Origin of the sequence: Lactobacillus sp. HBUAS51381 (assembly GCF_012641095.1) — a bacterium.
Classification (GTDB): domain Bacteria; phylum Bacillota; class Bacilli; order Lactobacillales; family Lactobacillaceae; genus Levilactobacillus.
In genome coordinates this window covers 141,606-163,789 of sequence record NZ_JAAVSC010000001.1, presented here as the reverse complement: position 1 = coordinate 163,789, position 22,184 = coordinate 141,606, and the positions used below count along the sequence as shown (strand labels likewise).

Sequence of the window (22,184 nt, the reverse complement as noted above, 5' to 3'; positions counted from 1 at the left end):
AAACGAAAGCCTCCCCACACAACGCGGCTAGGGAGTCTTTCCACCATTATTATATTTCATACTTCAAAACCGCTGACGGCTTGGTTTGTCCTCATTAAACGCATCACAACGGCCACCTGCGGCCTTCTTTTTCCATTGCAGGCTATCCGTTGGGACCACCGATCACCCTGCACCGCTAATCGATACTCGAAATCGTCACGTTTTGTGTATCAAATTCGGTCAGCGTTTCCTTCAAAATAATCCGGGGATCATCATACCGAATTCCCGGCAACGCGCTGCTGACATAGTTGCCGGTCAACTGTCCCGCCACGACTTCCGGTTGAATGCGGACGTTTTGCCCATCACTCGTGGTTAACGTTACCTGCTTACCAGCCACCAACCGGTCCACTAATGGTAAAATTGGCATTTTTTGCATCATTCCGATCACCCTCCTGTACTGATTTCCATCTTTATTTTAACACGTTCCCGGATTGGGCCCGCGCTTCACTGCTCGCAAAATTTTATTGTGGTAGGGCTGACTTCACTCGTTCACCTTGAGCATACGGGCGTTGGCGGATGAATTTAAATCAAACCGCTTCCTTCGTTAAGTGACGGGCATCAACTACCTTAACTGGAGTGGGTAGGGACTGAAACTGGCCGGCTTGCCGTTCGCCAAAGCCTGAGTCAGACCATTCGCCCCCACAAAAAAACACGACCAGTCCGCAATACCTGCAATGACTAATCGTGTCAGTTTCTTCTATATTAAGTGGTTTCTTGTTTAACGTGTCTAATGCCGCATTCGCCAATGCACCCGGTCACCTTAAGCCTTGGCTGCTTGGGGCCGCGTTACCCGCATCCCCACAAGATAGATGAGTGCGGTAATCGCCATGGCAATGAAGGTTGCACCGATGGTGGTCGCAATCAGCGGCACCTGCTTCAACCCCCAGTAGGCGACAACGCCGAGACCCCAGCTAGCCACGGCCACCCAGTTAACCCCGTGGGCGTACCAGTAGGCACCGTGAACCTTGGTGAATTCGCTCAACCGGTACCGTTTACCCTTCAGGATGAAGTAATCCACCAAGAAGATGGCAATCTCCGGTCCCAGGAACATGCCGATGCCATCCAGGAAGGTCTCGAAGACGTCCAGGAAACTGGCCAGATAAACCGGGATGAACGTCACCGCCGTGGCTGCCAACGTGACGATCCACAGGCTAACATTCAGCGACAGCCGGTGGGTCATGTTGGTCAGCGCCGAACCGGCCGACATCAGGTTTACCGCGTTAGCCGTGGTACTGGTCAGTACGATGACCAACAGGGCGATGATACCCAGCCCTAATTTGGCCGCAACCGTACTAGGGTCGGAGTTATTCGGGTCGAAATGGTTCAGTGAGACCGCCGTCCCAATCGTGGCAAACAGACCGATGAAGGCGAACCAGAACAAGCCGAAGTTGGCGCCCAGGAAACTGGCCTTCGTCGCCGCAGACTTCTTGTTCGTGAACCGACTGAAATCCGACGCCGCCGTGACCCACGCCAGGTTGAACGCAGCCAACGTATCGGCCGCAACCCCGGAGGACATCTTCAGGTTGTGTGGCGGTTGCCAGCCCACAATGTCACTGAAAGAAACCGTCTGGAAGACCACCACGGATTCCCACAGCACGAAGACCACGACCAGGATAATCCCAATCCGTTCGATCAGCCGTACGGACCGTTCGCCCAATGAAATGCTCAATAAATGCAGGATGCTCATGATGATAATACCGACAATCAAGCCGAAGGTCCCACCGGGCTTGCCGTAGAGCGGCCAACCGAAGAGCTCCCCGAAGATGTAGCTGATGGACGTCGCCGCAATGAAGGTATTGACGGCCGCCCAACCGATGAATTGAATCACATTGATGACCGAGGGGATGAAGCTCCCCCGCAGACCAAATGACGCCCGGGTCAGTGCCATGGCCGGTAGCCCGGTACGATATCCCATGTAACTGGCAACCGCCAGCAAGGCGTAAGAGACCAGTCCGACCACCACGAGGGTTGTCGACGCCGTCAGAAATCCACAGGCGGCAATCACCCCACCGATATACCAAGTCCCGTTGTTGGCGTTCGCGCCAATCCACGTGGCAAATAAATCCCAATTCGACATACGCCGGTGCTCGCTTGGAATCGACTCCACACGGCCAAATGCCTTCGGTTCCTTTGTTGTCTTCGTTGACGTTGCTTTCATCTCTTGTGCCATACGTCCTCACCTTTCTCTTGTCGAATGCTGCGAACCGTTGTGACGTCTCTCTTATTCAGTTATGCTGTTTTTGACCGTCGCGACTAGCTGGTGCAACGGTCTATGTAACCACGGGCTTAAATCAAGTTTGCGCCCGCGGCTGAGGATCTTCAACGACTTGACCCAGTTAGGTCCTGTCGTTAACTAATCTAAAGTTGCCGTTTAGAGAATTTCTCCCACAAATTCACCTGCCGGCAGGGTTTTAAAGTCGTAGGTCTTCAGGTCATCGGCAGTCTTGGTGTACCAGTGCATGCTTTCCGTGACCATCAAGTTAACGGCTTCGTCCTTTTCCTGCAAGGCGATGATCGGCTTGTTACTCATGGTAGCGACGCCCAATTCGTAGGCCGTCCCGGAGTCAAGGTTCTTGGCTTCAAAGTCGATGACCGTGACGATCACCTCGGCCGCCGCAATCTGGTCCATGTCGCGGTGGAAAATTTCCGTGGCCCATGGCTTGGTGAACTGTTCGTTGGCCGCGTCTTGATGGAGCCGTGGTGAGTAGAAGTCCGTAACCGTTGGGTTGGCCGCTAAGGCAGCCTCCACCCGTTTCACTCGGTCCACCTGTTCGGGGCTAAAAAACGGACTCGCAACGTAAATCTGTGACATAACTAAATTCCTCCATCAATTCGATTTCAACCTTATCGGCATGAAAAAAGCGACCGAATCCCGTTAGAATTCCGGCCGCTAGGTACACTTACGTTTAGACGCACGCAAATGACTTCTACCGTACCTTTCTAGCCTCACGGGACTAAATTAAAAGGACTTATTTGGTTGTTGTAAGTATTATACGAGCCGGCGTCCCATCCGTCAAACACGACTTTTAAAAAAATGGGCTAGTCAAACGGTAAACCGCCCGTCAGTTCAACGATAAAAAATTTCTAGCCAAACTTATTTTCACCACCAGTTGTCAGCCATCAACCAACTTGCTACACTTAATGCATCAGGAGAGGAGTTTTTTGCATTTATGTCAACTGAAAATCACCATTTGCCCCAGCGGATCAAGCTGATCTGGCGACTCAGTGCCGTGGGGAGTTTTATCGCGCTACTGGTCATTACCGGTCTCATCTGGCTGGCCTATAAGTATTGGGACTGGCCATTCTGGCTGGTCACCATCTTCGCCGCGTTTACCATCCTCGAATTCATCGGTGAAGTGGCGCTGATCCCCTACCGCTACCGGTTCACCCGCTACCAAATCTCAGCGGTGGCCGTGGAAATGCAGTCCGGCATGATCTTTAAAAAGCGCGTCGCCATCCCCATTGCGCGGGTCCAAAATGTCACGTTAAACGCCGGCCCACTACTGCAATGGCAGAAGCTCACCAAGGTGTCCATCGCTACGGCCTCCACCAATCACGGTATCGAAGGACTGGAACTCGACGAAGCCGAAGCCTTGCGCGAACAGATCATGCGGCTCGCACGGGAGGCCCGCCATGACCAAGCCTAAACGAACGCACCCACTGGGCTTACTGCTCCACATCGCCCATTCCATCAAGGATTACTGGTACTTATTGATTCTTCTCATTTCCCTCTACAAGCAGCCCGTCTGGTTCGCACTCGGCTGGGTGCTGGTCATCATCGCCATTCTCGTCTGGCCGATTATTCGCTGGGCGACGCTGAGTTATCGCGTCACGCCCCAAGCCGTTGAGATTAACTCCGGGGTCTTCGTCCGCCACCACGAGCACATCCCCTATGCGCGGATTCAAACGGTCCAACGGAAGCAATGGTTCTTCCTGGCGCCGTTCAAGCTAGAGGAGGTATCCATTGAGACGGCGAGCCACGATGATAATAAGCCCGAGGCCCGCCTTGCCGCGGTACCCACGACGTTAGCGGATCAGATTGACCATTACCGCCAAGGGACGCCAGCCACCGAAACGGCGACAACCGAGACGGTGCGTGCGGCCCCAAATCCGGACGCAACGGAAACAACGGCAAGTCCCGAACAACCGGCCGTCGAAATTCCAGCCGCCGCCCACTACCGCATCAACAACCGAACGCTGTTTAAATTTGCGGTAACCTCGACGGGATTTATCCCCTTATTGTTGATTCTTTTAGCCCTCTACAACAAGATTCCCCGTAGCTGGACCGACACGCTGATCAGTGACGCCACCCATCTGGCCCTGATTATCCTCGTTGCCGGTGCGCTCGTCGTGATTCTAATCGCGTGGGTCGGCGCCTTTCTCTGGACCTACCTGCGCTACTACCACTTTGATGTGACGCTGCAGGGCGATCAGCTCAAGACGGCCAAGGGGTTCTTCCAGCGCAATACGATTACGGCACCGCTCAGACGGATTCAGGCCATTCGTATCAAGCAAAATGTCTTTCGCCAGTGGCTACACATTCAAACGGTTCAGGTCCTGCTGGCCTCCAAGGCCGCCTCGGAAGACGACGATGACGACCTGGTCATTTTACCGGCGGTCCCCCAAGCCCAGCTCTACGATGTGGCCCCGGATTTTCTCGGCTGGCTACCCGATCACACACCGGATCTCGGTGATCTCAACGTGGCCGACCGGCGCAAGTGGTATCTGGTGCGCAACGCCTTACTTGTCGCCCTGGTCCCGGTAGCGATTGCGACGTGGTTCTGGCCCCATCTGTGGTGGCTATTTGCCCTGGTTCTCGTGCTGGCCTACTTCCAAGGCCTGTTCGCGGCCCGGCAGACGGGTGGTCATCTGATGACGCCTACGATGCTGGCGCTTCAGACTGGCCACGTCTGGACCAAGGAGACCTACTACCTGCCCGCCGAAATGATTCAGTCCATGCGATTAGAACAATCGGTCTGGATGAAACGCAAGCAATTGATGCACCTCATCGTTAACGTCCGTCACGGCAATAAGAATCAAAGCATTGAGTTACGCTATCTGCGGGCGGAACAGGCCCAGCGGATTTATGACTGGTACCTCCACACCGTTTAAGGGAGTCCTGACCATGACCGAACCACGGGTTTTCAAGATCAGCTTTGCCAAGGTTTACCCGCTCTACGTCCAAAAGGCCGCAAAGAAGGGCCGCACTGAGGCCGAGGTTGAGGCCATCATCACCTGGCTAACCGGCTACGATCACGCCACGCTCCACCGCCAACTGGACCAACAGGTTGACTGCGCGACCTTCATGACCGCTGCCCCCAACTTCAATCCACAGGCCAAGCGGATTACCGGCGTCGTCTGCGGCGTACGGGTCGAGGACGTGGCCAATCCCACCATGCAACGCCTCCGTTATCTCGATAAATTAATCGATGAATTAGCCAAGGGTAAGCCGCTGGCGAAGATTCTGCGGTCTTAACCATTTCAGTCCTACAAAAATCGGGCAGCCCCAGCATTTATCGCTGAGACTGCCCGTTTTCTATCGTCGACCCATTCCCCAACGGATCAACGCTCCCCTTGGTGCCGCGCACTTCCCCAAGCCGCTAATCACCGCTATGACACCTTTTTAAATCCTACTCTCTAGCCTTGATTATGTTCACGCCATTGATGCCATTTTTCACCCAACCGCGGACGCCATAGCCAAGCGTAGCCGAACAGCGCCGACAGCACGAAGGAAACGACTGTCGAGACACCATCCGAAGACCAGCTGAACAATAACGTCACGTAGAGAACAAAGACAATGTATACCGGCACCCGTAAATGCGGGAACAATAAGTACTCACCATTGTGTTCCAGTGAAAGATGTTGATACAGAGCCGCTCCCCAGAAGAATAAAATCACTGAGGCAATCAGCCAAACAATCAGTGACAGCCACATCACCTGATCGCTTGTCAGCGAGAACGGCTCCTTAGTTAAGATAGTACCACCAATTCCAGCAAAACCTGCTAAAGAAATTGTAAAGCCTGCGACCGTGGCAATTAACGGCCCTGATTGTCCCACGATGACCGCGGCAAACCAGCTGATGGCAAACAGGCCAATCGACATGCTTAAGCCGACCACCCACGAAGTTAATATGCCCGGCCAAGCAATGGTCCACGTGTAGCCGTGCGGCGTGCCAATCCAGTAGATCAAATATTCCATCGCCGTTGCCACGACGTCAAGCAGTAACAGAACTGCCCACGTCACCTTGAGTTTAGACCAGTACACCCGTTTGCGGCTATACCCACTGCTAAACAGAAACTGATTGAAATTATCCCGCAAATCCAAGTGCATGACGGCCAGCCCACTCAACCAGGCAGCCAGGAATAACCACATGGAGTATGCCGAGAAGTACCCGCCGTTGTAGGGCCGCCACTGCCTAATCAGATTGGCGTCAACCAACTGATGGGTCTCGTTATTCGTTACCACGCTGTGTAGGGCGGTTAACGAGATAATCAGCACGCCAAGCAGTGTTACCACCGCGATCGCAAACAAAATGCGCCGGTGTCGTTGCCAAATTAATTGATCAATTCTTTGTTTAAACATGTGTCGTGTTCTCCCCCCTACTTCATCATCTGATAACCGGTGTCATGGGCTAAATTGGCCCGGAACAGGTCTTCCAGCGTCAACGGTAGCTCTTCGAACAGGACCGGATGCAGCGCCTTTAATTCTTGGTCAATGGCCGGTGTGTAGTCGGTGATGACCACAACTAGGACCCGACCGGAGACACGAATCAATTTGCCCTGCTGCTTAATCACGTCTGGAATCACCTTGTCGTTTAAGACCAACTGAATCTTCTTGGCCCGTGCCCGCACCTCTTCCAGATTGTAGTCGTGCACCAACTGACTGTTCTTCAACAAGAGCACGCGATCGCTCAAGCCATCGAGCTCATTGAGATCGTGTGAAGAAATCAGGAAGCCCTTCCGCTGATCGGCGACCTCGTCGATCACCATCGTGGCGATATTTTCTCGCACAATCACATCCAGCCCATCGAAGGGTTCATCCAAGATGATGTAGGTGGCGTTAGACGTCAGCGCCAAGATCAGATTGACCAGTGCCCGCATCCCCTTGGACAAACGGCGATACTGGCTGTTGGCATCCAACTTGAAGCGTTGAATCAGCGCCATGAACCGCTTTTCATCAAACTGTGGGTACACCGTGCCGAAGAACCGTGGCAGTTCCCACAGGCGATAAGTGCTGAGAAAGTTGTATTGCGTATCAATAAAGAATAATTGCTGTTGTAACTGCGGGGTCTGTTGCACATCCTCACCATCAATGGTGAGCTGGCCCGCCTCTGGAACATAGTGATTCATCATCGTCCGAAATAACGTGGTCTTCCCTACCCCGTTTCGGCCGACTAACCCGATGATTTCGCCGGGCGCCCATTCAAAGTTAATGTCCTGAATGATTGGTCGTCCGCTGATTTGTTTGCTTAATGCCGTGACTTGTAGTGTCATTGCTCTACCCCCTCATATGCCGCTCTGATCCAATCGACAACTTTGTCCAGCGGTACGCCGAGGTACCGAATCTCCGTGAGTAACGTCAGGAGCTGTTTCTTCGAGGCAATCACCTGAGCTGAATCGCCGGCTGGTGGGGTTGTCTCGCGGACGTAAGTGCCCTTCCCGTGGACCGTGGTGATGACTTGCTGGGCTTCCAACTGCTTGTAGGCCTTGCTGACCGTGTTCGGGTTAAGCTGCTCTTGCCGCGCCATTTCTCTGACTGACGGCAACCGGTCCCCCGGTCGCAAGATGCCCTGGACGATCTGCTGTTTGACGCGTAACACCAGCTGTTCGTAGTACGGCAAGCTGGACTGATCGTTAACTTGCATGTTTTTCACCCCTTGGTATGGCTACGTGTTCTGTGTGTACTATTATACCTAGTACAGTTAGAAAGACAACCCCTTACGTGAAAATTTATTGATTGATGAGCGTCTCGTTCAAAGCTTGCGAACACAATCCAATCCCCAGCCGGCAAGACTTGCCGCCATTAAACTACTCATCAACGACCACCTACGGCTGCCAGAGATTCCGGCGGTTGAAAAACATTAAATGTGCGGTGGCATCGCTGAAATAGCAACATTAATCCACAATAATGTTTAGGCTGGCTTGCACGTGAATCAAGGCGACTGGTTGCTTTCTTGCGGTCAACTTAGCGTAGAAAAAAGGCCAGTAAAGTCAGCACTCTACTAGCCTTAATGTTTGATTTAATGATTATCGATTGGCATTCAGCCAAATTACGACTGTGGCGTGTCGTCGTCATCCCCGGCCACCGCTGCCTGCGGATCGTCGTGACGCACAACCAATTGGTTGAAGAACTTCGCCCGTGCCATATCGTAGTACGGTTGCACGAACAAGCTGGCTAACCCAAACGTAATGAAACTCAGGAGGAACCAGCCAATATAGCTCAAATCCATGATAAACAGGAAGGCCTTGTTGCCGTTCATCATTTCCCGGGACTTGGTAATGGCTTGCAACGCCGAAAGGTCCTCACCCTTGTCGACCGCATCCCGATACAAGAAGAAGGCCTGGGAGTAGGAATAAGCCTTGATGATCCCTGGCACCACCAATAACAGGCTCCACAGGAACGTAAAGATTCCAATTAAAATCCCAATAAACAGCCACCCCAAGAAGTAACGGCCGTTGTCGAACAGCTTAAAGCTCCGCTGAATGGGATTGTTTAATTCGGCATTGCCCCGATCAATGTCGATCATCGTTAACCGTGTCCCCGCACGCATCATTTGACCGGCGATAATCAGCAACCAGCCAAACGAAAAGACCCCCGACAGAAAGGTTCCGCCGTTATTCGTCACCGTCTGGGTAAAGACGTTCATGCTCCGCTCGTAAACCATGCCGCCAATCCAGTTGAGTGCTAGCCACAGAATCGATAGCAAGATGTAAAATCCAATATTGTCCAAGACTTGCCGCTTGGCCCCTAATTTAAAATTAATACGATCTTGTGAATCCACAAAAAATCCTCCTCTATGTAAACCTAACTATCCATGATTGTTTCATTGTACCATAAACAGTACGGACATTTTAGAGCCATGTGGAACGGTGAAACTTTAAAAAAGCCTTAAAAGTCATATTATCTTCACAACTCTCTAATAATTCCATTGAAAACGCATCCTATAATTAATAAACAGGTACGATTGGTTGCGTTAGGTATCTATTATCAATCGTATCAATACTTAGAGAAAGTGGTGTCATTTTGAGAAAACATAGACGCTTTGGTTGGCTGATTGGGGCAGCCTTCGTCGTCCTCGCATTAACCGGCTGTGCGCAGTCCACCAAGGCTGATCAGCCCAAGCAACCGCAACGCGTAAAGGATTCGGCCATCCTGTCGACCGACAAGATTAAGCGGAATATTGGGAGTAGCCTCGTTTCCACGCTCAAAGACCAACAGGCTAAGACCACGGCCAGTCTGAAGGCCAAGCTGAATTCCGGCAACTATACCGCCGATAACATGTACGTTCAGCTTAATCCTTACGGCACCTCGCCGCTCTCAGCCATCGCGCTGTTCAAGACGGACGACGCCGTTAAGGTCAGCTACACGGTCGTTGGCAAGTCCAGCAAGACTTCGGTGACCAACACCATCAGTGGCTATCATAAGACCCATAGCTTGCCCATTGTCGGCCTGTACGCCGCTTATAACAACACGGTCAAGGTTCGTTTAACCACCAAAACGGGGAAAGTGACCACGAAAACCCTTAACATTCAGACCAAGTCACTGGCTAAAAACCTCGCTCACCTGAAGTTGACCGTCACTAAAAATGACAAGGCCAAAATGAAGCTGGGCAATAACCAGATGACCTTCCTGATTCGTTCCACCCAGCGGCCATTCGCCGTCGATGCCGATGGCGCGGTCCGGTGGTATTCCGACAACTACGCTCAGCACATCTATAAACAGCTCAGCAATGGGCACATTATTCTGATGAACAAAAAGGATAATTCCCACATGGTCTACAACGACCTGATTGAGACCGATTATCTGGGTCGCGTTTACCAGCAGTATCACATCAGTAATAAGACCAAGAGTACCGAAAACGTCAAGGCTACTACGACGGCCGAAAATAACCAAGAAACAACGGTTATTCACCACGACGTCATCGAATTGCCAAATCACAACTTGCTGGCAACCGTTTCCGACGGGAGTAAATACGTCGAGGACACCATCGTCGAGATTTCCCACAAGACGGGGAAGGTTGTTAAGGTCCTCGACATGAAGCGAATTCTGCCGAAGAACATGTGGAAGAAGTACGACTCCTCCACGCGGTCTGACGGTAAAGTCGATTGGCTGCACAACAACGCCCTCTACTATGACAAGTCCGATAAGAGTTTGGTCATATCTAGCCGGCACCAAGATCTCGTGATGAAGATGGATTACAAGACCGGCAATATCAAGTGGCTCTTCTCCGGCAAGAAAACCAAGGACTGGCCGAAAGCGTACCGGCCATTCGTCTTACAAGCCGCCAAGGGCACCAGCATTACCGGGGGCCAACACGCGGCCTACCTCCTGAGTGATCACGATGGCAACGCCAATACCAAGGACCTCCTGCTCTACGACAACAATTACGCGGTCACGAACGGAGATAAGCAAACCAGTGGCAAGTATTCCCAGGCCGTTCAATATACGGTCAACGAAAAACACATGACCATTAAGCAAAACTGGGCGTACGGCAAGGGCTTGGGCAAGGCTAATTTCACCGACCGTATCGGAAATAGTCAGCGTCTAAGCAACGGTAACCACCTGATTGACTTCGGTTACCTGAACGCCAAGAAGGGGACCGGGAGCAACATTATCGAAGTGGCTGGCGATCAGCAAGTCTTCAACCTCCACGTCGACAACATTCCGGATAAGGGCTACGTGTACCGGGCCTACCGGCAACCGTTATTCCCTAGCAACTACACGTTTGATCTTAGCTAGGTCACTGACTTAATCAAGAACATCCTGCCCTGATTGGGGCGGTTGGCCCCTACCGAAGCATTGGCTTTGGCGGGGGTTTTTTGTGTGACGAAAACAGTTGCCCATTTTCGGCAGTTTTCCACAGCATTACACTATTAGCGCCATGATTGCGTTTGTCCTCAGCCTCATTTTTAAACAATAGCGATTAACCACCGTAGAGCCGCGTGCTGACGGTGTTTTTTTAATCGGCAAGTAACTTTCAATTGTAATCAAGTAACAAATACAAAAATTTGGGCATCTAGGAAACGTATGTTCCTCTTCTTAAAAACTAATCTGTGCTATGCTCAATTCAACCTTTGGAGGTGATCGATAACTATTCCAGATCAAGAGCTGACACTCAGACCCTATTCTAGTGGCGACTTGCAAGCAACCGCTGTAGTTCACTTTCATCATGACATTGTCTCTACAAACACGAATCTCTAATCTGATACCAAAAGTACTGTGTTTCAAAATACGTGACCAATCATTATCGAATTTATTCAATAATGATTGGTCACGATGCTTGAGTGAAAAGGGGTGACATATGGTAATGCGTGCGTTACCATATCTTAAATGGAACAAATCCAGTTTGAATTTTTCAATAAAGACGAATTCATAGCATTTCTAGACGGTCTACCAACTAAAGATACGACTAAATTCCTAGCAATTCTTGATGAAATAAGAGAACGCGGTCTACTATCAGCTGAAAAACGTCAATTAGTCAAGAAAATTGAAAATAATTTATTCGAAATTCGCTCTAAATTTTCTAATAACATTCAGCGTGCCATTTACTTTAGAGTTGAAGGCTCACATTATGTCATCACTCATGGCTTCACTAAAAAACAATAAAAAACGCCCCAAAAAGAAATCAAACGTGCTAAGCAGATCCGCGCCATATATAATACGAGGAGAGATAATCATGGATGACGTTGAAAAATATTTGCATACGCGCAGTCAGGAAGACCCTGAATTTGCCAATGCCTATAAGCAGGCAAAGCTCAATCAACAATTGGGCTTTGCTGTTTGGCAATTACGTACCGATATGAACTTGTCAGTCAAAGAATTCGCCGCTAAAATTGGACAGACCGAACCGGATGTCTTGGCCATGGAAGATGGTCGTAAAGAACTGACCGTCAAAGCGCTGGCCCAAATTGCAGAAAAAACACATCGAAAAATAACTGTTCAATTTTCATAAATCTCGTTATTTGGATCATCAGTCGGACCTTGAAGAAGCCCTCTAGTCTTTTTCTAAACCGTTAAACACTATCAAAAACACCGAGAGTCTGGGATAAACACTTACACCCAGACTCTTTTCTACGTCTTCAAATATAATTTTATAAAACGTGAAAGGGCAACTAGTTCGGCTTAAGTCTGATACCTCAACAAACAAAAGATGCGCCCCACTCCTCACAACCTAAACCAATTCATCACCGGCAAAGCACATCATAGGCCTATATGAATCATGTATAAACTAGTTCTGTCATAAAATATTAACTTGCACGCAACCGACGCGACTTGCTACAATGAACAAGTATGCATCGTTCGTCCATAGGAATTAAAGGAAAAGGGAGTTACATACTTATGAAGAAGTTTTGGAAAATCACGATCAGTGCGTTGCTGGCTCTGATCGTGGTCGGTGGCGCTGCGGCCTATCACGAGCGTCACAACATTCGCCGCTACCTGCTGGTCCACCAGCACTACGCCAAGAAAGATATTCTGACGACCAATCAGATTAAGTTAAACATCCGCCCGGCTCTGTCGACCGCCAATACCACGGCAACCAACAAGTTGACCAAGACTTATCGCCACGACCTCAAACAGGTCAAACCCGGGTCAACCCACGCCAAGGTCATTGTGAATCCCTACAAGACCTCGCCACTGACCGGCCTGATTCTGGTGAAAACGCAAGCCGCCACCAAGGTCACCCTGACCGTTCACGGCGACACGCCAGCCACGACCCTGACCAAGCACCTCAAAGGCTACCGCACCCAACATGCCGTGGGCGTCTTGGGCCTCTATGCCGATCGCACAAACCGTGTGACGTTAACCTTTACCCGTAAGAACGGGACCGTCACTCGGACAACTTACACGCTCAAGACCGGTGCGGCCCCCAAGGCTATCGGCAAGAATACGCTGAAGACCAGTAAGCCCAAGCAGATGGCCCTGGGCGCCGGCAATACCCGGCTGACCTTTGCCGTCAGCAGTCTCGGCTACACCTATGGGCTGGACGCGCGGGGGCAAGTGCGTTGGTACTCGACCAAGCCAATTTCTCACGTCTTTAAGCAACTCGCCAACAACCACCTGCTGATCAACACCAAGATTAAAACCAGCGACTCGAAGTCCAACGCCTTACAGGAGACCGACTTTTACGGCCGCGTCTATCGCCAATACAATATGAACGGCCTCTTCCCTTCGAAGAGCGATCCGTCTAAATTAGCCACCAACACCGTCATTCACCACGACGCCATCGAACTACCGAACCACAACCTTCTCTTAACCGTGGACGATGGGAGTAAGAAGTTCGTCGAGGATACCATGATCGAAATCGACCGCAATTCCGGGAAGATCAAGAAGGTTATCGACCTCAAACGAATTCTCCCCAAGTCCGCCTACGAAAAGTATGATGGCACGCACCGTTCCGACGGCAAGATTGACTGGTTCCACCAGAACTCCATGTACTACAACCGCAAGAACGGTGACCTGATCATTTCCGGGCGAAATCAGGACATGATGTTGGCCATCAACTACAAGACGACCAAGCTCAAATGGATTCTGGCGGCCCCGCAGAAGCTGCCACAGCGTTATCATAAATACTTGTTGAAACCCACGACCAAGCACTATCGCTACAACGGCGGACAGCACGCGGTCATGTTGATTAACACCCAGAAGAATACCGGCAATAAGATTGAGCTGGAGTTCTACGACAACAACGTTCCCGTCACGCGGGGCAAGACCCCCCAGTCCAAGCAGTGGTCGGCCGGCGAGATTGTATCCATCAACCAACTTAAGAAGACGGTCACCAAGACCTGGAGCTTCGGCCGTACGTTGGGTAAGCGAAACTTCACCAACATCGTCGGCAGCAGCTACGCCGTCGGTAAGGGCAACACCCTGATTGGCTTTGGCTATGCGGACAGTGGCAAACGCAGCGAGTTTGTCGAAGTGAACCGCAAGACCAAGCAAATTGTCTTTGACGTCGACCGAACCGGCTTCAAGTCGGGCGACTGGAGCTACCGCGCCCAACGGATGACGCTGTACCCCGGCTCGGCTAACTTAAGCTTACAGGATATTCAGGCCACAAAATAACCGTTAATTTCTGATATCACGAAACAAAGAACCAGCTCACCTGTAACCGCGGGTAAGCTGGTTCTTTGTTTATATTGCATGGATCACGAACAAACCTCGTCCAACCGTGAAAGTTAGGCGCTTCTTCCTAATCTCGTCGCAAGTTGCGGTCTCAACTAATCACGTACAATGTTCGTTAATTACTACTTGAGCTACTCTGGTCCGGTAGCCCACTCGGTTTGCCGGATGGCCGATTTTTCAGACCACCGGGGGCTTTTTTCATCTGCGTGGTCTGGGCTGACTTGGCCTGTTGCTGGCCCAACATGTAGCCCGTTCCACCGCCACCCACGAAAAGTATGATGCCAGCAACAACTAAGGCTAACCACCGTTTAGGCTTTTGACGACCTGGATTCATAACAGTTCCATCCTTTCTCAAACTAAATTGCGATCGCATAAGGAGGAGTATACGATAGTTTTCTTAACGATGGCTAAACTTCAGCGTTAGCTTTACTTGAATTCCAGAAGGTTCTCCAGTATTATATGAACTATATCATTAGATAAATTAAATAAAGTTCGGAAATGGAGAATATAAAATGCGGAATATTTACTTTAACCATGATGGCGGCGTCGACGACTTGGTTTCCCTGCTGTTACTGCTTCAGATGCCCGACGTTCACCTCACCGGGGTAGGCGTGATTGGTGCCGACTGTTACCTAGAACCAGCGCTGGCAGCGAGTCGTAAGATTATCGACCGTTTCGGCCACGGCGCTCAGTTGGCGGTGGCCGCTTCCGACTCGCGCGGCGTGCATCCCTTTCCCAAGGAATGGCGGCTCGATGCCTTCAGTCTGGACGCCCTGCCGATCCTAAATGAAGCCGGCACCGTAACCACCCCGGTGGCGACACAGCCAGCTCATCTGGACCTGCTCGCTAAACTTCGGGAGACGCCGGGAAAGACCACTCTGGTGATGACGGGCCCCCTAACCGACCTGGCCCGCGCACTGGCCATTGATCCCACCATCACGGCTAAGATCGACCGGCTCTATTGGATGGGTGGGACCTTTGATGGCCGCGGTAATGTCGCCGAACCCGAACAGGATGGGACGACCGAATGGAACGCCTTCTGGGACCCCGCCGCCGTTAAGACCGTCTGGGACAGCACGATTCCGATCCAAATGGTTGGCCTGGAGAGCACCCGCCAAGTCCCCTTAACCCCAGCCATTCGCCAACACTGGGCCACGTTGCGACAACATCCGGCCCTGGACTTCATCGGTCAGGGCTACGCGCTCGTCCCGGCTTTACAGCACTTCGAGACCAACTCGACTTACTTCCTGTGGGACGTCTTAACCACGGTGGCGAGCGAAACACCGGCCATCGTGACCACCAAGGACGTGCTTAGCGACGTGCTCACCAGTGGTCCCGGTCGTGGCCGCACCTTTGAGACGCCGGATGGTCGCCCCGTCACGCTGGTCACCCACGTCGATCATGATGGGTTCTTCAAACGCGTGGACGATCTCGCCATCTTAGCCGACAAATAAGTTATACTGATAGGGTGGGACTGAGCGGGATCAGCTGACGCACGTTAGGGTTGACAAGCGGAACTGGCTGCCTCTTGGTCCAGATTTCAGCAATACAAATTCGGAGATGCCACGTCACTTGGGCATTTTATCCAACGATCATTCCGTTTCCATAAATTCGACCAAAAGGAGTCATCACTCATGCTTCCGATCACCATTGGCATTGTCATCGGGATTATTGTATCCTTTCAAACCGCCGTCAATTCACGGTTACGCCACTTTATTGGCTCACCCTATCAGGCGTCATTCGTGTCCTTTACGATTGGAACGCTGTTTCTAGCAGTCATGACCCTTATCGACCAACACACGTTACTGGTCGCGCCCAGCCTCATCGCCGCTCAGCCGTGGTGGATCTGGATCGGCGGTCTGTTGGGGGTCATCTTCTTAACCGCTAACATCCTGCTGTTTCCCCACATTGGTGCCGTGCAGACCGCCATCATGCCTATCCTTGGACAGGTGGTGATGGGGTCCATCATCGATAATTTTGGTTGGTTTCACGCCGATCGGCAACCACTAACGCTGATTAAGGGACTGGGCCTCCTTCTGGCGTTAGCCGGCATTCTCATCACGGTGGCGCTCCCAGAAGTTTTACGCCGCCATGAGCACCGGCAACTGGCCACCGAATCCACGACCGGCAGCCCCCTCGTCTGGCGTCTGATTGGTGTCTTCACCGGGGCGTTGGGGGCCACGCAGACCACCATCAACGGCCGGCTCGGTCTGGTGCTCCATTCGGCCGTTCACGCCGCCTTTATTTCCTTTCTCATCGGCACCATCGGTCTGTTCGTCATCGTGCTGGCGGTCAATCATAGCTTCCGCGAGATTCGACGCGCCACGGGCCACGGCAAGCCTTGGTGGCTGTGGATCGGTGGGATGCTCGGGGCCATCTTCGTGCTGGGAAACGCCTATCTGGCCCCGATTATTGGAACCGGGCAGACGGTGGTCTTCGCCCTGCTGGGGCAGATCACCGGGGGCCTTCTAGTCGACCAGTTTGGCCTTCTGGGCGCTCAACGTAAACCCGTGGTTCCGGTCCAGTTGCTGGGTCTCCTCGTGTTGATCGTTGGGGTAGTGATGATTCGGCTGGTTTAAACACAATCTATTGGTGGGGCAAGGCGTCCGAGTTTTTGGGCGACTTGCCCTTTTCGCTTTCACTCTTGACGGTAAATAAAAAGGACGCCCAAGATCGGCGTCCCCCAAAGAAATTTAGCTTAAAATCTTAATCGTACAGCGCAGCCACCTTGGCCTGTACCTGTTCGTGATTCAAGAATTCATCGTACGTGGTATCCGCGCGGTCAACAATCCCGTTTGGACTGACCTCGATGATCCGGTTGGCAATCGTCTGGATGAACTCGTGGTCATGCGACGTGAATAAAATACTGCCGCTAAACCCAACCAGGCTGTCGTTCAACGCCGTGATGGATTCCAGATCCAAGTGGTTCGTGGGATCGTCCAACAACAGAACGTTGGCCTTGCTCAACATCATCTTGGAGAGCATCGCCCGGACCTTTTCGCCCCCGGACATCACGTCGACTTCACGATTGACATCATCACCGGAGAACAACATCTTCCCCAGGAATCCGCGCAGGAAGGTATTGTCACTTTCCTCTTTGGACGCAAATTGTCGGAGCCAGTCGATCACCGTCAACTCATTGTTGGCAAAGTAATCGTTGACGTTCTTGGGCAGGTAGGTCGTGCTGGTCGTTTGGCCCCAGGTCACGGTCCCGTTGTCCGGTGCCATTTCCCCGGCAATGATCTGCATCAAGACCGTGGTCGTCAGGTCATTGCGACTGATGAACGCCGTCTTCTCGTCGGGCCGTAACGTAAAGCTCACGTCGTCTAAGATGGTCACACCGTCAATGGTCTTGGACAGGTGTTCCACACGCACTAAGTCATTGCCCAGTTCCCGTTCCGGATTGAACTTGATGAACGGGTATTTCCGTGAAGAAGGTTTGATATCGTCCAGCGTGATCTTCTCCAATTGCTTCTTCCGCGAAGTCGCTTGCTTAGACTTGGAGGCGTTGGCACTGAACCGCGCCACGAACTCTTGGAGTTGCTTGATCTGGTCGGCCTTCTTGGCGTTGGCGTTGGCCTTTAATTGGGCAGCCAATTCGCTCGATTCCATCCAGAAGTCGTAGTTCCCGACGAACAGCGTAATCTTACCAAAATCCACGTCACACATGTGGGTGCAGACCTGGTTTAGGAAATGCCGGTCATGGGAAACCACAATGACGGTGTTTTCGTAGTCGGCTAGGAAGTTTTCCAACCAGCTAATGGATTGGACATCCAACCCGTTGGTCGGTTCGTCCAGCAGTAAGACATCGGGATGGCCGAACAGGGCTTGGCCCAGTAAGACCTTCACCTTTTGCGGTTCCGTCAGTTCACTCATTTTGACCTGGTGGAGTGATTCGTCGATACCCAGGGCTTGAAGCATTTGGCTGGCTTCGGCCTCGGCTTCCCAACCACCCATTTCGCCAAATTCACCTTCGAGTTCTGCGGCACGAATCCCATCGGCGTCGCTAAAATCAGCTTTCATGTAAATGGCGTTCTTTTCGGTCATGATGTCGTATAGCTTCTGGTGTCCCCGAATAACCGTGTTCAAGACCAACTCGTCCTCAAAGGCAAAGTGATCTTGGTTCAGGCTGGACATCCGTTCATTAGGACCCATGGAGACGGTCCCGGTCGTTGGCTTGAGCTTGTTTTCGATAATCTTGAGGAACGTTGATTTACCAGCGCCGTTAGCGCCAATGACCCCATAGCAATTCCCCGGGGTGAACTTGAGATTGACTTCGTCGTAGAGCTTCCGGTCGGAGAACTGCATACTGACATTATTGACGGTTAACATGGAATGACTACCTCCTAGATTTTCGCATAAAAAACCAACGCGTCATTTAACGGCAGCGTTGGTTCCCACGCATATTCGTTGTGTCATGTTGGCTTAGTCTAACATAAATAACGACCACAAGCAACGGTTACGCTACGACCAGGCACGCTGGGCCGCGTAACGTTCGCGATACGTCTTGGGCGTCATCAAGAAATGCTGTTTAAACGTCACAAAGAAGTTCTTCTCGGTCCGAAAGCCCGTCTTCGTGGCGATTGTCTGGATGGAATCCTCCGAGGTCATCAGGAGCTCTGTGGCCCGTTCCAGGCGAATCTGGCCCAGGTAGGCCTTGGGTGAAATGCCCATGTACTCCTTGAAATACCGCGAGAAGTAAACGCTGGAATAGTTCAACTTCCCTGCTAACTCGGCAATCGACATGGGTTCACCATAGTTCTTCTGAATCTCGCCCACGGCCTCACGCAATGGTTCCGGCAAAGGTAATTGATCATTATCGACCTGTCCATTAACTTTCAATTGTTTTAACATCTGACCCACCAATTGATACTCGGCACCCAGGCTCGCCAGATAGTCCGCCTGCCCAGTGCGCTCGTGAATGGCATTGTCGACCAGTATCCCCACTGCCTGTCCAATACCCCGGTAAGCCTCATCGTGGAGATCGAGATCTACCGGCCCCCAGATCGGTAATTGTTCGTTATCCACGACATTTCGGAGCCACGCCGAGGGCAATAATAACGTCATAATCTGATTATCTTCATCCAAAAAGGTCTCGTAACTGTGAACCACTTCTGAGTTAACCACGTAGATATGGCCCGCCGCCATGTTAAAAGTTGAGCTCCCAATATGTACAGTACCGGGACGCCCACAATACGGGTAGGCCAATTCGACAGCTTGGTGCCAGTGTGGCAATACCAATTTAGGGCCACCCGTCCCGTGACTAATCACACGTAGCGGTAATTGCATCGTAAAATTTAAACGTTCATGATACGGCTGTGGCATATTTGTTCCCCCATTTCTGTAAAACATCAGCTACTAAAGAAAACGAATTCACGCTCAGTACCCCCAAGTAGACCAATTTCAGGAAACCGTCTGTATCAACAGCATACCACGTAAACAACCAAGGTGGTTAAAATAAGTAACGCAATTCTTAAATTATGGGATTATCGAAACTCCCAATCCCCGTTACAATGTACTTGTATCATCCGATAAGGACCATCATCATAATCGTGCATGATTCTTATCATCGACCACTGATAATCTCAGGAAAGTTATCGGGGTTATCGCGTCCGGCGCTATCGGGGGATACCGCTGGAACCCATGACCCGATAAATTCTGACACGTCAGATGCCCGCACAATCTGATCGGTCGCTTGGGGGAGTGGACCCATCAGTTGCTGAACTTTGGGGGAAGCCAGCACAACTATTGCGCGGAATCACGAACAGAACATGGCCATCGGAGGCTTTAGGGGGGACAGCTAGACTTTGTCTGGCTGTTTTTTTCTGGATTTTTTCGAATCTTTAATGCGTACCCATACCTAGAGGATTAGACTCGTGTCACTCAGATTCTTCTCGTCGGTAAAACCCTTCATCCTTTAACCCACAATTCAGGCGAAGTAGTTTATTTACATCAACGCATAGATAATTAGTAGATATAGATGTCATGTGACGTTTGATTATTAACTATAGATCCTTTATATATAAATGATTATCATCCAGTAATTACCTTAATTAGTTCATAAGCTAAGAATTTTATATCAATATGCATATGTAAGCGTTATACTGAGCTTGTGAGGTGAATAATCATGACTAAACGGAGCGTAAACTTTATAATTTGGATACTTGGTGTACTCATTTTATCGATGTCCTTTGGCCTTATTTCAAGCACCCCCCTGACGGCAAAAGCAAGTACCGACACAAGAATCAACCTCAAATGGAACTTTAAAATCGAGGGTAGTACCGAATCAATACCATTCGGCAGTACTAGTGCCATAAGCACTGATAAAAACGACATTAACGGAGTAACCTACAACGACCTCTTCCAAAAAGGTCTTGGCAAAATCTATGTTAGCGGTTACACACTGTACGATGAAGTGAATATCTATTTTCAGTACTTCAATAGCGTTATTACGGGGAAACAAGCGGTAAATTTACTTTCGAATATCTTCGCAAATCCCAAAAGTGTACCGTCTGTCACAGATCTAGAACTGATTAAACTTCAGTTTTCCTCAGTAAGCAATACCACCTTTGATCTTGCTAAGGTCAAAGAAGAAGCTAATCAACTTGTGATTCCAGAAAAGGTCACTAGTATCGATGCAATTGACACCTATGAGGTTACAGACTTTATGCTTTACTTGATCAGAAACGATTACACCAGAACCATTAAATACCAATTCGCCGATGGCACAACAGCAAGTAAAGAGCGTGTCGTCACGGGCTACACCGGCGAAAACCCTGCGATTATATCTAGCCCAGACATTGATGGCTATGAACCCAGCCCAAGGAACGTTCGCGTAAATTTTGACAAGAGCGGCACTTATACAACGATCGTTCGTTACACCAAGATCGATACCACGGTCCCAGGTACAATCGATCATTCCAGCCTGACCGCCGATAAGACTGCCACCATTAAGTCGGGCCAATCCATCAGTGCCACGACTTTCCATGCACAGGCGACTGATCGGGATAACAACGCCCTACCAGTCACACTGGATGACAGTCACGTCAACTACAAGGTTCCAGGTACCTATCCTGTCACGCTAAAAGCTGCCAACGGTAAGACATTGACCGTCACACTAATCATTAAGGGTTCGGCGGCCGACACTAGCACCGTTGTCGCCAAAAAAGCCACTATTTATGGTCTGAAGACCTTCTACTTATATCAAAACCCCACGTTCAACAAACAGGAACGGCTCGCTAAATACTCGAAGGTTCCTCGCACACAGCGACCAATGTTTGTCGTCACGGGTTATGGCCACTCAAAATCAGGCTTACTACGCTATCAGGTGAAAGACGTTAACCATCATAGTCGAACAGCTGGTAAAACCGGATACATCACGGCTAAATCAACTTACGTGACGGCAGCTTACTATCAAAAATCTGTTAAGCAGATCAAAGTTTTGAACGCTCGCGGTGTCAATAACTACCGTAACGTGACTTTAACAAAGCGCGTCCATCACCTTAAATACGGGCAAAAGTTAACGGTCGTCGGTTTGGAACGCCACAATCTCACCACACGCTTTGTACTCAGCAATGGCACTTACGTCACAGCCAATAAGAAACTAGTCCTAGCGATTAAATAGCCACCTATCACTTCAAAAAGCCAGACCCGCGATTAATCACGGATCTGGCTTTTTTGAGGACGCAACATTTTTCATTTGCGGTGGTCCACATTTTAATTTAATGATGAGAATAAGCGGGCGTTTTGTCCCAAAGTTATCAACACATTAACTCAACTAAACAAAACGGTCACCAGCGTCCTAC

At 50.7% G+C, this 22,184-nt stretch carries 20 protein-coding genes; 10 read left to right on the top strand and 10 right to left on the bottom strand.

The genetic code is table 11. From position 1 onward, the window contains the following. Positions 1 to 175: 175 nt before the first annotated feature. The 3 genes from HEQ50_RS00705 to HEQ50_RS00695 all read right to left on the bottom strand — a co-directional run bounded on the left by HEQ50_RS00705 (position 176) and on the right by HEQ50_RS00695 (position 2,851). Positions 176 to 418, bottom strand: a complete 243-nt coding sequence (locus HEQ50_RS00705) for a hypothetical protein (RefSeq protein ID WP_168898542.1) — start codon at positions 416 to 418, stop codon at positions 176 to 178. A gap of 381 nt (positions 419 to 799) precedes the next feature. After that, a complete protein-coding gene (locus HEQ50_RS00700) occupies positions 800 to 2,209 on the bottom strand; it encodes a cytosine permease (RefSeq protein ID WP_168898541.1) in 1,410 nt (469 codons plus the stop codon). Positions 2,210 to 2,410: 201 nt separating this feature from the next. Further along, positions 2,411 to 2,851: a nucleoside 2-deoxyribosyltransferase gene (locus tag HEQ50_RS00695; protein WP_168898540.1), complete on the bottom strand. Its 441-nt coding sequence runs from the start codon at positions 2,849 to 2,851 to the stop codon at positions 2,411 to 2,413. A gap of 358 nt (positions 2,852 to 3,209) precedes the next feature. On the opposite strand from HEQ50_RS00695, the gene HEQ50_RS00690 reads away from it, so the two are divergent. The 3 genes from HEQ50_RS00690 to HEQ50_RS00680 are packed head-to-tail and all read left to right on the top strand — an operon-like array spanning position 3,210 to position 5,515. Further along, the gene (locus tag HEQ50_RS00690; RefSeq protein WP_168898539.1) at positions 3,210 to 3,686 is read left to right on the top strand and encodes a PH domain-containing protein; all 477 of its coding nucleotides are present in this window, start codon (positions 3,210 to 3,212) and stop codon (positions 3,684 to 3,686) included. Beyond that, positions 3,673 to 5,151, top strand: coding sequence for a PH domain-containing protein (locus HEQ50_RS00685; protein WP_168898538.1), 1,479 nt, complete (start codon positions 3,673 to 3,675; stop codon positions 5,149 to 5,151). Before HEQ50_RS00690 ends, HEQ50_RS00685 begins: the two co-directional genes overlap by 14 nt. A gap of 13 nt (positions 5,152 to 5,164) precedes the next feature. Continuing rightward, on the top strand, positions 5,165 to 5,515 hold the full coding sequence (locus tag HEQ50_RS00680) for a DUF2200 domain-containing protein (protein ID WP_168898537.1): 351 nt from the start codon (positions 5,165 to 5,167) through the stop codon (positions 5,513 to 5,515). Between the two features lie 161 nt (positions 5,516 to 5,676). On the opposite strand, the gene HEQ50_RS00675 is transcribed toward HEQ50_RS00680, so the two are convergent. From HEQ50_RS00675 to HEQ50_RS00660, 4 genes are all read right to left on the bottom strand, one after another. Next, entirely contained in the window at positions 5,677 to 6,621 is a 945-nt protein-coding gene (locus HEQ50_RS00675; RefSeq protein ID WP_168898536.1) for an ABC transporter permease, read from the bottom strand. A 17-nt stretch (positions 6,622 to 6,638) separates the two neighbouring features. Next, positions 6,639 to 7,532, bottom strand: a complete 894-nt coding sequence (locus tag HEQ50_RS00670) for an ABC transporter ATP-binding protein (protein WP_168898535.1) — start codon at positions 7,530 to 7,532, stop codon at positions 6,639 to 6,641. Continuing rightward, positions 7,529 to 7,903, bottom strand: a complete 375-nt coding sequence (locus HEQ50_RS00665; RefSeq protein ID WP_168898534.1) for a GntR family transcriptional regulator — start codon at positions 7,901 to 7,903, stop codon at positions 7,529 to 7,531. The genes HEQ50_RS00670 and HEQ50_RS00665 overlap by 4 nt, the downstream gene beginning before the upstream one ends. 405 nt (positions 7,904 to 8,308) lie before the next feature. Further along, positions 8,309 to 9,040: a DUF975 family protein gene (locus HEQ50_RS00660; RefSeq protein WP_168898533.1), complete on the bottom strand. Its 732-nt coding sequence runs from the start codon at positions 9,038 to 9,040 to the stop codon at positions 8,309 to 8,311. A 242-nt stretch (positions 9,041 to 9,282) separates the two neighbouring features. Between HEQ50_RS00660 and HEQ50_RS00655 the strand changes: the two genes are divergently transcribed. The 4 genes from HEQ50_RS00655 (at position 9,283) to HEQ50_RS00640 (ending at position 14,319) form a co-directional block, all read left to right on the top strand. Further along, entirely contained in the window at positions 9,283 to 10,998 is a 1,716-nt protein-coding gene (locus tag HEQ50_RS00655) for an aryl-sulfate sulfotransferase (protein WP_168898532.1), read from the top strand. 591 nt (positions 10,999 to 11,589) lie between these two features. Then, a complete protein-coding gene (locus HEQ50_RS00650; protein WP_168898531.1) occupies positions 11,590 to 11,865 on the top strand; it encodes a type II toxin-antitoxin system RelE/ParE family toxin in 276 nt (91 codons plus the stop codon). Positions 11,866 to 11,935: 70 nt separating this feature from the next. Continuing rightward, positions 11,936 to 12,211 carry a helix-turn-helix transcriptional regulator gene (locus HEQ50_RS00645; protein ID WP_168898530.1) on the top strand — a complete coding sequence of 92 codons (276 nt, stop codon included), beginning with the start codon at positions 11,936 to 11,938 and terminating at the stop codon, positions 12,209 to 12,211. A 386-nt stretch (positions 12,212 to 12,597) separates the two neighbouring features. Then, on the top strand, positions 12,598 to 14,319 hold the full coding sequence (locus HEQ50_RS00640; protein ID WP_168898529.1) for an aryl-sulfate sulfotransferase: 1,722 nt from the start codon (positions 12,598 to 12,600) through the stop codon (positions 14,317 to 14,319). Positions 14,320 to 14,494: 175 nt separating this feature from the next. Here the strand turns inward: HEQ50_RS00640 and HEQ50_RS00635 are convergent, their stop codons facing one another. Beyond that, positions 14,495 to 14,713 (bottom strand): hypothetical protein, encoded by a 219-nt coding sequence (locus HEQ50_RS00635; protein WP_168898528.1) that lies wholly within the window; start codon positions 14,711 to 14,713, stop codon positions 14,495 to 14,497. Between the two features lie 178 nt (positions 14,714 to 14,891). On the opposite strand from HEQ50_RS00635, the gene HEQ50_RS00630 reads away from it, so the two are divergent. After that, positions 14,892 to 15,833 carry a nucleoside hydrolase gene (locus HEQ50_RS00630; RefSeq protein ID WP_168898527.1) on the top strand — a complete coding sequence of 314 codons (942 nt, stop codon included), beginning with the start codon at positions 14,892 to 14,894 and terminating at the stop codon, positions 15,831 to 15,833. 180 nt (positions 15,834 to 16,013) lie between these two features. Continuing rightward, positions 16,014 to 16,958 carry a DMT family transporter gene (locus HEQ50_RS00625; protein ID WP_168898526.1) on the top strand — a complete coding sequence of 315 codons (945 nt, stop codon included), beginning with the start codon at positions 16,014 to 16,016 and terminating at the stop codon, positions 16,956 to 16,958. A 127-nt stretch (positions 16,959 to 17,085) separates the two neighbouring features. Here the strand turns inward: HEQ50_RS00625 and HEQ50_RS00620 are convergent, their stop codons facing one another. Beyond that, positions 17,086 to 18,711, bottom strand: a complete 1,626-nt coding sequence (locus HEQ50_RS00620) for an ABC-F family ATP-binding cassette domain-containing protein (RefSeq protein WP_168898525.1) — start codon at positions 18,709 to 18,711, stop codon at positions 17,086 to 17,088. A 132-nt stretch (positions 18,712 to 18,843) separates the two neighbouring features. Beyond that, the gene (locus HEQ50_RS00615) at positions 18,844 to 19,704 is read right to left on the bottom strand and encodes an AraC family transcriptional regulator (protein ID WP_168898524.1); all 861 of its coding nucleotides are present in this window, start codon (positions 19,702 to 19,704) and stop codon (positions 18,844 to 18,846) included. Positions 19,705 to 20,506: 802 nt separating this feature from the next. Between HEQ50_RS00615 and HEQ50_RS00610 the strand changes: the two genes are divergently transcribed. Further along, positions 20,507 to 22,003, top strand: coding sequence for a DUF5776 domain-containing protein (locus HEQ50_RS00610; RefSeq protein WP_168898523.1), 1,497 nt, complete (start codon positions 20,507 to 20,509; stop codon positions 22,001 to 22,003). Positions 22,004 to 22,184: the final 181 nt, after the last annotated feature.

Coding starts and splice junctions, on each gene's coding strand:
- HEQ50_RS00640 (WP_168898529.1), top strand. CDS start 12,598: ATGAAGAAGTTTTGGAAAATCACGATCAGTGCGTTGCTGGCTCTGATC.
- HEQ50_RS00620 (WP_168898525.1), bottom strand. CDS start 18,711: ATGTTAACCGTCAATAATGTCAGTATGCAGTTCTCCGACCGGAAGCTC.
- HEQ50_RS00635 (WP_168898528.1), bottom strand. CDS start 14,713: ATGAATCCAGGTCGTCAAAAGCCTAAACGGTGGTTAGCCTTAGTTGTT.
- HEQ50_RS00685 (WP_168898538.1), top strand. CDS start 3,673: ATGACCAAGCCTAAACGAACGCACCCACTGGGCTTACTGCTCCACATC.
- HEQ50_RS00700 (WP_168898541.1), bottom strand. CDS start 2,209: ATGGCACAAGAGATGAAAGCAACGTCAACGAAGACAACAAAGGAACCG.
- HEQ50_RS00670 (WP_168898535.1), bottom strand. CDS start 7,532: ATGACACTACAAGTCACGGCATTAAGCAAACAAATCAGCGGACGACCA.
- HEQ50_RS00650 (WP_168898531.1), top strand. CDS start 11,590: ATGGAACAAATCCAGTTTGAATTTTTCAATAAAGACGAATTCATAGCA.
- HEQ50_RS00645 (WP_168898530.1), top strand. CDS start 11,936: ATGGATGACGTTGAAAAATATTTGCATACGCGCAGTCAGGAAGACCCT.
- HEQ50_RS00630 (WP_168898527.1), top strand. CDS start 14,892: ATGCGGAATATTTACTTTAACCATGATGGCGGCGTCGACGACTTGGTT.
- HEQ50_RS00625 (WP_168898526.1), top strand. CDS start 16,014: ATGCTTCCGATCACCATTGGCATTGTCATCGGGATTATTGTATCCTTT.
- HEQ50_RS00615 (WP_168898524.1), bottom strand. CDS start 19,704: ATGCCACAGCCGTATCATGAACGTTTAAATTTTACGATGCAATTACCG.
- HEQ50_RS00665 (WP_168898534.1), bottom strand. CDS start 7,903: ATGCAAGTTAACGATCAGTCCAGCTTGCCGTACTACGAACAGCTGGTG.
- HEQ50_RS00675 (WP_168898536.1), bottom strand. CDS start 6,621: ATGTTTAAACAAAGAATTGATCAATTAATTTGGCAACGACACCGGCGC.
- HEQ50_RS00690 (WP_168898539.1), top strand. CDS start 3,210: ATGTCAACTGAAAATCACCATTTGCCCCAGCGGATCAAGCTGATCTGG.
- HEQ50_RS00680 (WP_168898537.1), top strand. CDS start 5,165: ATGACCGAACCACGGGTTTTCAAGATCAGCTTTGCCAAGGTTTACCCG.
- HEQ50_RS00610 (WP_168898523.1), top strand. CDS start 20,507: ATGACTAAACGGAGCGTAAACTTTATAATTTGGATACTTGGTGTACTC.
- HEQ50_RS00705 (WP_168898542.1), bottom strand. CDS start 418: ATGATGCAAAAAATGCCAATTTTACCATTAGTGGACCGGTTGGTGGCT.
- HEQ50_RS00695 (WP_168898540.1), bottom strand. CDS start 2,851: ATGTCACAGATTTACGTTGCGAGTCCGTTTTTTAGCCCCGAACAGGTG.